The following is a 9668-nucleotide window of genomic DNA, read 5'->3' on the forward strand; positions in this document are numbered from 1 at the left end:
GGGGGGGGGCGCCGCGGGCGCGGCCACGGGTCGGCGCGGCGGGCGCTCAGCCTGCGCGCGTGACCTCGAGCACCCGGAACCCCTTGGCGCTCGCGAGCTTGCTGACCGTCAGGTCGTCGTCCAGGTGCTCGTTCAGCCAGGCCATGAGCGAGTCCGCGCCGAGGTTGCGCTGCACCACGAGGTAGGCCTCGGTGCCGGGCTCCAGGCGCGGCAACCAGTGCAGCAGCATGTCGTGCAGCACGTCCTTGCCGACCCGGATGGGAGGGTTGGACCAGATCGCCGCGAACCGGACGTCGCCCGGGACGTCCTCGGGGCGCACCGCGCGCACGTTCTCGATCCCCAGCCGTGCGGCGTTGCGGCGCACGAGGTCGAGCGCGCGCTCGTTGACGTCGACGGCCCAGACGGTCGCGGCGGGCGACTCGAGCGCCATGGTCAGCGCGACCGGGCCCCAGCCGCAGCCGAGGTCCAGGAGGTGAGCGGCGCCGTCGGGCCCGGGCGTCACGGGCGGCAGGTCCGGGACCGAGCGCAGGAGGACCTGCGTGCCCAGGTCCAGGCGCCCGGGGGAGAAGATGCCCGACGCGACCTCGACCGTGACCTCGCGGCCCGCGAGCCGGACCGTGAGCTCCCGGCGCTCCTCGGCGGAGGCGGGCTGCGCCGTGAAGTAGTGGTCGGGGGAGGGCTCGGGCGTCGCCTCGGGGGCCATGTCGGGTGGTGTCACGAGGACCGATCCTATCGGCCGGCGCACGACCCGCCGCGGTGGCCCTGGGCGCGCCGGACGGGCCGTTCCCCGCTGCGCCCTGGGATGAACCGCCGCCCCGCAGGGCGAATTGGTTCGCGCCGGGACGATCCGGCGTGCCACGCTTGTTGTACGACATGCCGACCGGAGCGTCTCCGGACGGAACGACCGGCCCAGGTCACCTCGACCCGGCGCCCGGACCCTCAGCTGAAAGGCGGCCCATGACCCAGACCCCCGCGAACCCCACCCCTGAGACCGAACCGGAGACCGTGCGCCCCGAGCGCGACATCGCCGGAGACGTCGTGGCACGGGTGCTCGCACGGGCGGGTACCGCGCGCGCCGAGGGAGGCACCCAGCACTCCGTCCACGACGGCGAACAGCTCGAGCTCGCCGAGCGCACCGCGCTGCGACGGGTGGCGAACCTCTCGACCGAGCTCGAGGACGTCACCGAGGTCGAGTACCGGCAGCTGCGACTGGAGAAGGTCGTGCTCGTCGGGCTGTACAGCGGCAGCGGCGAGGCCGCGGCGACCGAGGCCGAGGTCTCGTTGCGCGAGCTCGCGGCCCTCGCCGAGACGGCCGGCTCCCAGGTGCTCGACGGCGTGCTCCAGCGCCGCCAGAAGCCGGACCCCGGGACCTACCTCGGGTCGGGCAAGGCCGAGGAGCTCGCGTCCGTCGTGGCCGTGAGCGGCGCGGACACCGTCGTGATCGACGGCGAGCTCGCGCCCTCGCAGCGCCGTGCGCTCGAGGACATCGTCAAGGTCAAGGTCGTCGACCGGACCGCGCTCATCCTCGACATCTTCGCCCAGCACGCCAAGTCCCGGGAGGGCAAGGCGCAGGTCGAGCTCGCGCAGCTCGAGTACCTGCTCCCGCGCCTGCGAGGCTGGGGCGAGTCGATGTCCCGCCAGGCCGGTGGCCAGGTGGGTGGCGCCGGTGCGGGCATGGGCTCGCGTGGACCCGGTGAGACCAAGATCGAGCTCGACCGGCGCCGCATCCGCGACCGCATGACCAAGCTGCGCCGCGAGATCGCCGCGATGGCGCCGGGCCGCGAGACCAAGCGGTCCTCGCGCAAGCGTCACGCGATCCCGTCGGTCGCGATCGCGGGGTACACGAACGCGGGCAAGTCGAGCCTGCTCAACGCCCTCACGGGCGCGGGCGTGCTCGTCGAGAACGCCCTGTTCGCGACCCTGGACCCCACGGTCCGGCGCGCGCAGACCGAGGACGGGCGCGTGTACACGCTCGCCGACACGGTCGGGTTCGTGCGCTCCCTGCCGCACCAGCTCGTCGAGGCGTTCCGCTCGACGCTCGAGGAGGTCGGCCAGGCCGACCTGCTGCTCCACGTCGTCGACGCGTCGCACCCCGACCCCGAGGGGCAGATCGCGGCGGTCCGCCACGTGCTCGCCGACATCCCGGGCATCGACCAGGTGCTCGAGGTCGTCGTGCTCAACAAGGTCGACGTCGCCGACCCCGACGTCGTCGCCCGCATCCGCGGGCGCGAGCGCCGCACGATCCTCGTCTCGGCGCACACCGGGCAGGGGATCGACGACCTGCTCCAGCTCATCTCCGACGAGCTGCCGCGTCCCGACGTCTCGATCGACGTCGTGGTGCCCTACCACCGCGGCGACCTGGTCAACCGTGTGCACCTCACGGGCGAGATCGACCTCGAGGAGCACGTCGAGACCGGGACGCGGCTCCTGGGCCGCGTCGACGAAGGGCTCGCGCTCGAGCTCAACACGGTGGCGGTCCGGGCCTAGCCGCCCCTGGGGCCACCGTCCCGGCGCTCCGCGAGCCCGGTCGTGTCGGTGGCCCCACGTAGACTTCCGGGGTGCCCGAGGAGACCACCACCACCCTGACCACGGGCCCCGCGACCCCTGACGTCGAGGAGCTGCTCGACCTCGCCGTCGGCGCCCTGGGCGGCGGCCGCCGCGCCGGGCAGCACCAGATGGCCGTGAACGTCGCGCGGACGATCGACGGCTCGGGCGGCCCGGACCACCTGCTGGTCCAGGCCGGGACGGGAACCGGCAAGTCCCTCGGGTACCTCGTGCCGGCGGTCCGGCACGCGGTCTGCGAGGACGAGCGCGTCATCGTCTCGACCGCGACCCTCGCCCTCCAGCGCCAGATCATCACGCGCGACCTGCCGCTCGTCGCCGAGGCCGTCGCCGACCGCCTGCCGCGCCCTCCGCGGATCGCGCTCCTCAAGGGCTGGCACAACTACCTGTGCCAGCACAAGATCGAGGGCGGTTACCCGGCCGACGAGCCCACGCTGTTCGACCTGCCCACGGGCGGCGAGCGCGCGGGCGTCGCCGAGCACCCCGCGCCCGGCGCGGCGTCGGGGGCCGCGGCCCTGGGGGAGCAGGTCGTGCGGCTGCGCGAGTGGGCGCAGGAGACCACGACCGGGGACCGGGACGACCTCGTGCCCGGCGTCTCCGACAAGGCCTGGCGGCAGGTCTCGGTCACGGCGCTCGAGTGCCTGGGCGCCAAGTGTCCCCTCATCGACGACTGCTTCCCCGACCAGGCGCGCACGAGCGCCCGGGAGGCCGACGTCGTCGTGACCAACCACGCGATGCTGGGCATCGCCGCGTCGGGCTCGCCCGGCGTGCTGCCCGAGCACGGCGTCGTGGTCGTCGACGAGGCGCACGAGCTCAGCGACCGCGTCACGGCCGCCGCGACCGCGGACCTCTCCGTGCCGATCATCGAGCACGCGGCACGCCTCGCGCGCCGGCACGGAGGAGTCCAGACGACCGACCTCGACCTCGCGACAGGGGCGTTCGGGACCGTCGTCGCCTCGCTCCCCGCGGAGCGCTTCCCCGACGGCCTGCCCGACGACGCGCGCTCTGCCGTGGCCGCAGTCCGCGACGCCGCGCGCACCGTGCTGAGCGCGCTCAAGCCCGACACCTCGGGCGGCCCGGCGGCCCAGCCGGACACCGGCATGAAGATGGCCCAGGCGACCATGCTCCAGGTCTTCGAGATCGCCGAGCGCATGGCCCAGGACCCCACCGGCCACGACGTCCTGTGGTGCTCTCGCGCGGGCGAGGACGGGCGATGGAGCGGGGACGGCGTGAGCAAGCTGCACGCCGCGCCGCTCGCGGTCGCAGGCCTCATCCGCACCCACCTCCTGACCGAGCGCACGGGCGTCTTCACCTCGGCGACGCTCGCGCTCGGCGGCACGTTCGACCCCGTGGCCCGCTCGCTGGGCCTCGACGACGACGGCGCCACCTGGACCGGCGTGGACGTCGGCAGCCCGTTCGACTACCCCCAGCAGGGCATCCTCTACATCGCCAAGCACCTGCCCCAGCCCGGCCGCGAGGCCGCGACGGACGGCCAGCTCGACGAGATCGCCGACCTCATCACCGCGGCCGGGGGCAGAACTCTCGGGCTCTTCTCCTCGCGGCGGGCGGCGCTCGCGGTCGCCGAGGCCATGCGTGAGCGCCTCGACGTCCCGGTCCTGTGCCAGGGGGAGGACCAGCTGCCGACGCTGGTCAAGGAGTTTGCCGCGGACCCCGCGACGTGCCTGTTCGGCACGCTCTCGCTGTGGCAGGGCGTGGACGTCCCTGGCCCCAGCTGCCAGCTCGTCCTGATCGACCGGATCCCCTTCCCACGTCCCGACGACCCCGTGAAGTCGGCTCGCGCCCGCGCGGTCGAGGCCGCGGGCGGCAACGGCTTTATGCAGGTGTCGGCCAACCACGCCGCGCTGCTGCTCGCGCAGGGCGCCGGACGGCTCATCCGGTCGACCGCCGACCGCGGGGTCGTCGCGGTCCTCGACCCGCGCCTGGCGACCGCCCGCTACGGCTCCTACCTCACGAGGTCGATGCCGGACTTCTGGACCACGACCGACCGCCGTGTCGTCCTCTCTGCGCTCGAGCGCCTGTCCGCCCTAGGCTGAGACCTGGCAGTCCACGCAACGGACGTCGTGACGCTCGTGCAGCGACCGACGCCCGGCGCTCAACGTCCAGGAGGCACAGTGCCCGCCCGTACCACCAAGCTCGCGATCGTCGGCGCAGGTTCCGTCGGATCGACCCTCGCCTACGCGGCGCTCATGCGTGGAGCCGCTCACACCGTGAGCCTGCTCGACATCAACAGGACCAAGGTCGAGGCCGAGGTCCTCGACCTTCAGCACGGCATCCAGTTCATGCCCATGGCCAAGGTCGAGGGCTCCGACGACGTCGCGGTGTGCGCCGACGCCGACGTCGTGGTCTTCACCGCCGGGGCCAAGCAGAAGCCCGGACAGACGCGCCTGGACCTCGCCGAGGCGACGATCTCGCTGGTGCGCAAGATCCTGCCCGGGCTCGTCGAGGTTGCGCCCAACGCCGTCTACATCATGGTGACCAACCCGGTCGACGTGGTCACCTACGCGGCCCTCAAGTACTCGGGCCTGCCCCCGAACCAGCTCTTCGGGAGCGGCACGGTCCTGGACTCGTCCCGGCTGCGCTTCCTCGTCGCGCAGCACTGTGGCGTCGCGGTGCAGAACGTGCACGCGTACATCGCGGGGGAGCACGGGGACAGCGAGATCCCCCTGTGGAGCTCGGCGACGATCAGCGGGGTGCCGCTGCTCGAGTGGCAGGGCCTCAAGGGGCGTGGCCCGCTCACGGCCGAGGTGCGCGAGGACATCGCGCACGAGGTCGTGCAGTCGGCCTACCGCATCATCGAGGGCAAGGGTGCGACGAACTACGCGGTCGCGCTGGCCGCGACCCGCATCATCGAGGCCGTCCTCGACGACGAGCACCGGGTCCTGCCCGTGTCCTCGCTCCTCGAGGACTTCCACGGGATCAGCGACGTCTGCCTCTCCGTCCCGTCGCTGCTCGAGCGACGCGGGTGCGGCGAACGGATCGAGGTCCCGCTGTCCGACCACGAGCTGGCAGGTCTGCGGGCGTCCGCGGAGGCGGGGCGGGCCGTGGCGAAGAGCTTCGGGCGGTAGCCGCCCCTCCGGTGCCCTGCGCAGGGCACCGGAGACGACGAAGGGGACGACCCACGTGGGCCGTCCCCTTCGTCATGTCTGCCGCCGGTGACCGTGCCGCGGTCGCCGTGCCGGAGTGGTCACAGGCTCCGCAGGACCGAGACGACCCGGCCGAGAATCTGGGCGTCGTCCCCCGAGATGGGCCGGTACGCCGCGTTGTGCGGCATGAGCCACACGTGCTTGTCGATGCGCTTGAACGTCTTGACGGTCGCCTCGCCGTCGATCATCGCCGCGACGATCTCCCCGTTCTCGGCGACGGGCTGGCGGCGGACCACGACCCAGTCCCCGTCGCAGATCGCGGCGTCGATCATCGAGTCGCCGGCCACGCGGAGCAGGAAGAGCTCGCCGTCACCCACGAGCTGGCGGGGGAGCGGGAACACGTCCTCGACGACCTGCTCGGCCAGGATGGGTCCACCGGCCGCGATGCGTCCCACGACGGGGACGTACGACGGCGTGGGACGCTCGGGCGAGTCCTCGGACGCGTCGATGCCCTCGACGCGCGGGAAGGCGCTGCCGGGGAGGGCGGCGATGGCTCGCGCGTCGTCGTGCTGGACGACCTCGATCGCACGCGGTCGGTTGGGGTCGCGGCGCAGGTAGCCCTTGCGCTCGAGCGTCGTGAGCTGGTGCTTGACGCTCGACGGGCTCGTCAGGCCCACGGCCTCGCCGATCTCGCGCATGCTCGGTGGGTAGCCCCGCTGGTCGACCGACGCCCGGATCGTCTCGAGCACGAGGCGCTGGCGTGCTGTGAGGCCGTCGCCGCCCGTCGTGCCGTCGGGCAGCTCGTGCACCTTCGCGAGCCTGCCCGTGGTGTCGGCCACCCGTCCCGCCATCGTCGTCTCCGCCCTGCTCGGCCGTCTCGGTCCCTGTCCTGCGAGCGGCACCGCGAGCGGCACCGGCTCCTGCGCGTGGCCGACCGGGCTCTCGGCAGCCCGTGCGCGGGAGGACCCGCGCGACGAGCGTCCGACATATCGGACGACCAGTACTCGAACAGCGTAGGTCACACGACGACACGAATCAAACACATGTTCGAGCATGTCTCGACATCCGCAGCCGACGGTGATAGAAATCGTACAGATGTTCGACGTACAGGTGTTCGAACCGACCGGGGAAGGCGGTTCGGGCACCACGGGCGAAGGAGTGGGAATGAGTGCGATCAGTGCGATGGGCGCCTCCGAGGGTTGGCGCGTCGAGCGACGCGGCGGCACGCAGGTCGAGGCGCCGTTGAGGCTGACGACCCGGGGCCGCGTGGTCCTCGTGCTGCTCGTCGCAACGGTGGTCGCGCTCGTGACCCTGTGGGGCGCTCGCGCGGTCGCGTCCGGGCCTGGCGAGCCGGTCGAGGTGCGGGTCCATGTCGTCGCAGCCGGCGAGACCCTGTGGCAGCACGCGTCCGCGCTGGCCTCGGGGGGCCGGGACGTCCGTGACGTCATGGCGGACCTCGCCGAGCTCAACAACCTGTCCTCGACCGGGCTGCAGGTCGGTCAGCAGCTCCTGCTCCCGGTCGACCCGGACTTCGGGCGTTGACCCGCGGCGGGGTGGCGCTGCCGTGGCTGCGGGCCGTTCCGGCTCGTCGGGAACCGGCGCGTCGCTCGGCGGGGTGCGCCCTCTCGACGACAGGGCTTGCGCGATCGCATTAGGTTCCCCTAAGTTAGTACTGCCTCACCAACCCGGCTGGGGGGTCGGTCGGTGAGGGGGAGGCGCGCCACGCGCGTCTCCGCAGTTGCGTCGACGTTCGCGAGGCGAGTCGCGGACGTGAGATGGGGACGGGGGCGTCCCGACGGAGGTGGCCGGTCATCGGCCACCTCCGTTCTCATGTGCCACGACAAGTCGTGACCGTCCCGCGTGGCGGGGCGCCTTGCGTCCTGTCGAGGTCGAGACATAGGTTCGGGACGCACCGTCCGCGGCGCCCGCCCCGGACCTCTCGTGCAGACCCACAGGAGTAGCGCCTCATGCACTGTCCGTTCTGCCGGCACGCGGACTCACGGGTCGTCGACTCACGGACCTCCGACGACGGTGCGTCCATCCGTCGGCGCAGGCAGTGCCCGGCGTGCAACCGCCGCTTCACCACGATCGAGACGGCGAGCCTGTCGGTCGTCAAGCGCTCGGGCGTGACCGAGCCCTTCAGCAGGGAGAAGATCGTCACGGGCGTGCGCAAGGCGTGCCAAGGGCGCCCTGTGAACGAGGACGACCTCGCCGTGCTGGCGCAGAAGGTCGAGGAGTCGCTCCGGGCCGGCGGGAGCGCGGAGCTGGACGCCTACGAGATCGGGCTCGCGATCCTCGGGCCGCTCCGAGAGCTCGACGAGGTCGCCTACCTGCGGTTCGCGAGCGTCTACCAGGCGTTCGACTCGCTCGAGGACTTCGAGACCGCCATCAACTCGCTCCGGGCCGAGCGTGAGGAGCGTGCGGCGACCTTCGGCGAGGCCGACGTGCGCCCGACGGGCGACGAGCCTGCCGACGACGCCGTGCCCGACCGGGCCTGATCCGTCGGACACGACCAGCCGACGTCTCCGCGCGGTCGGCTGGCGGCTAGAGGTCGCTCGAGCGCGCTGCCCAGATGTTGATGCCCGTGTCCAGGGGGCGGCGGCTCCCGTCGGGCACGACCTCGGTCGTCACGGCGTCGATCGCCGCGAGCTCGTCGGTCGTGAACGGCGATGCGTCGAGCGCGGCGAGGTTCTCGTCGACCTGAGCCGTCGTCCGTGCTCCTACGAGGACCGACGTGACGCGCGGGTCGCGCAGCGTCCAGGCGACCGCCGTCCGGGCCAGGGGTTCCCCGCGACCGCTCGCGACCTCACGCAGCGCACGGATCCTCGCGAGGTTCTCGGGGGCGAGATGCTCGGGACGCAACGAGACCGAGCGGGCAGCGCGTGAGTCCGACGGCACTCCGTCGAGATACCGGTCGGAGAGCATGCCCTGGGCCAGCGGCGAGAAGGCGATCAGGCCGGTCCCCGAGTCGCCGGCGACATCGAGCAGGCTGCGTCCACCCGGGCCCGGTGCCTCGATCCACCGGTTGAGCATCGAGTACGACGGCTGGTGCAGGGCAAGCGGCAGGCCGAGGTCGTCGGCGACCGCGAGGGCCTCGGTCGTGCGCTCGGCCGAGTACGACGAGATGGCCGCGTAGGTGGCCCGGCCCGAGGACACGGCCGTCGCGAGCGCGCCGATCGTCTCGTGGAGCGGGGTCGTCGGGTCGAACCGGTGGGAGTAGAAGACGTCCACGTGGTCGGTGCCGAGGCGGCGCAGCGACGCGTCGAGCGACGACAGCAGGTACTTGCGCGAACCGCCCTCGCCGTACGGTCCGGGGCCCATGCGATAGCCCGCCTTGGTCGAGACCAGCAGCTCGTCCCGGTGTCCTCGGAGGTCGGTGGCCAGGAGGCGGCCGAAGGCGGCCTCCGCGGAACCCGGCGGCGGGCCGTAGTTGTTCGCGAGGTCGAAGTGCACGATCCCGCGGTCGTACGCGTGCAGGACCAGCTCGCGCTGCGCCGCGTACGGGGTCGACTGCCCGAAGTTCTGCCAGAGTCCGAGGGAGAGGCGGGGGAGGGTCAGGCCGGAGCGTCCTGCGCGGGCGAAGGGCATCCCGGAGCCCGGCTCCGGCGCTTTGTGCGACATGTCTCGACCGTACCCGGTCGTATTCGCTGGCGTTACCCCGCCGGGTGCGACAGGCTGGGGCACGGGAGCGCCCGACGGCGCACCTGTTCCACCGAGAGAAGGAGGCCCGCCGATGACGACGTCGAAGGACGAGACACCCGGGACCACGCCCAGCGAGGACGCCAAGGCGAAGTTCCGCGAGGCGTTGGACCGCAAGAACGCCGCGAGCCACCGCACCGCGGACGGGGGCTCGAACACGGGCTCGGTCCACGGGTCGGAGACCGTCGGACCTGTGCAGCGCACGTTCCGCCGCAAGTCCGGCTGAGTGTCGGCCGGGAACCAGGAGGTTCCCCCGCACCTGCACGACATGAGGAAGGGGGCCCCCCCGCCGGGGGGGGGCCC

Annotated in this window: 9 protein-coding genes; 6 read left to right on the top strand and 3 right to left on the bottom strand. The window is 72.7% G+C overall.

Translation table 11 applies throughout. The features are described from left to right. Nucleotides 1-46: 46 nt before the first annotated feature. Nucleotides 47-703, bottom strand: a complete 657-nt coding sequence (locus H9652_RS07210; RefSeq protein WP_191795689.1) for a class I SAM-dependent methyltransferase — start codon at nucleotides 701-703, stop codon at nucleotides 47-49. A 254-nt stretch (nucleotides 704-957) separates the two neighbouring features. On the opposite strand from H9652_RS07210, the gene hflX reads away from it, so the two are divergent. The 3 genes from hflX (at nucleotide 958) to H9652_RS07225 (ending at nucleotide 5648) form a co-directional block, all read left to right on the top strand. Next, complete coding sequence (gene hflX, locus H9652_RS07215) at nucleotides 958-2487, top strand: GTPase HflX (protein ID WP_191795647.1); 1530 nt, start codon at nucleotides 958-960, stop codon at nucleotides 2485-2487. A 71-nt stretch (nucleotides 2488-2558) separates the two neighbouring features. Next, nucleotides 2559-4616, top strand: coding sequence for an ATP-dependent DNA helicase (locus H9652_RS07220; RefSeq protein WP_318244022.1), 2058 nt, complete (start codon nucleotides 2559-2561; stop codon nucleotides 4614-4616). Between the two features lie 78 nt (nucleotides 4617-4694). Then, nucleotides 4695-5648 (top strand): L-lactate dehydrogenase, encoded by a 954-nt coding sequence (locus H9652_RS07225; RefSeq protein WP_318244023.1) that lies wholly within the window; start codon nucleotides 4695-4697, stop codon nucleotides 5646-5648. Nucleotides 5649-5767: 119 nt separating this feature from the next. Here H9652_RS07225 and lexA read toward each other — a convergent pair whose 3' ends face one another. Next, nucleotides 5768-6517 (bottom strand): transcriptional repressor LexA, encoded by a 750-nt coding sequence (lexA, locus tag H9652_RS07230; protein WP_191795648.1) that lies wholly within the window; start codon nucleotides 6515-6517, stop codon nucleotides 5768-5770. 313 nt (nucleotides 6518-6830) lie between these two features. Here lexA and H9652_RS07235 point away from each other — a divergent pair, with 313 nt between their 5' ends. Next, nucleotides 6831-7208 carry a LysM peptidoglycan-binding domain-containing protein gene (locus tag H9652_RS07235; RefSeq protein WP_191795649.1) on the top strand — a complete coding sequence of 126 codons (378 nt, stop codon included), beginning with the start codon at nucleotides 6831-6833 and terminating at the stop codon, nucleotides 7206-7208. A 425-nt stretch (nucleotides 7209-7633) separates the two neighbouring features. After that, nucleotides 7634-8164: a transcriptional regulator NrdR gene (nrdR, locus tag H9652_RS07240; RefSeq protein WP_191795650.1), complete on the top strand. Its 531-nt coding sequence runs from the start codon at nucleotides 7634-7636 to the stop codon at nucleotides 8162-8164. A 46-nt stretch (nucleotides 8165-8210) separates the two neighbouring features. Here nrdR and H9652_RS07245 read toward each other — a convergent pair whose 3' ends face one another. Beyond that, a complete protein-coding gene (locus tag H9652_RS07245; RefSeq protein WP_191795651.1) occupies nucleotides 8211-9287 on the bottom strand; it encodes an aldo/keto reductase in 1077 nt (358 codons plus the stop codon). 112 nt (nucleotides 9288-9399) lie between these two features. On the opposite strand from H9652_RS07245, the gene H9652_RS07250 reads away from it, so the two are divergent. Then, the gene (locus tag H9652_RS07250) at nucleotides 9400-9591 is read left to right on the top strand and encodes a DUF5302 domain-containing protein (protein WP_030150529.1); all 192 of its coding nucleotides are present in this window, start codon (nucleotides 9400-9402) and stop codon (nucleotides 9589-9591) included. Nucleotides 9592-9668: the final 77 nt, after the last annotated feature.

The sequence above is a fragment of the Oerskovia rustica genome, from assembly GCF_014836555.1.
GTDB lineage: Bacteria > Actinomycetota > Actinomycetes > Actinomycetales > Cellulomonadaceae > Oerskovia > Oerskovia rustica.

Bases quoted from the DNA above. Each gene is read 5' to 3' on its own strand.
- H9652_RS07210 (WP_191795689.1), bottom strand. From the start codon at position 703: ATGGCCCCCGAGGCGACGCCCGAGCCCTCCCCCGACCACTACTTCACG.
- hflX (WP_191795647.1), top strand. From the start codon at position 958: ATGACCCAGACCCCCGCGAACCCCACCCCTGAGACCGAACCGGAGACC.
- lexA (WP_191795648.1), bottom strand. From the start codon at position 6,517: ATGGCGGGACGGGTGGCCGACACCACGGGCAGGCTCGCGAAGGTGCAC.
- H9652_RS07235 (WP_191795649.1), top strand. From the start codon at position 6,831: ATGAGTGCGATCAGTGCGATGGGCGCCTCCGAGGGTTGGCGCGTCGAG.
- nrdR (WP_191795650.1), top strand. From the start codon at position 7,634: ATGCACTGTCCGTTCTGCCGGCACGCGGACTCACGGGTCGTCGACTCA.
- H9652_RS07245 (WP_191795651.1), bottom strand. From the start codon at position 9,287: ATGTCGCACAAAGCGCCGGAGCCGGGCTCCGGGATGCCCTTCGCCCGC.
- H9652_RS07250 (WP_030150529.1), top strand. From the start codon at position 9,400: ATGACGACGTCGAAGGACGAGACACCCGGGACCACGCCCAGCGAGGAC.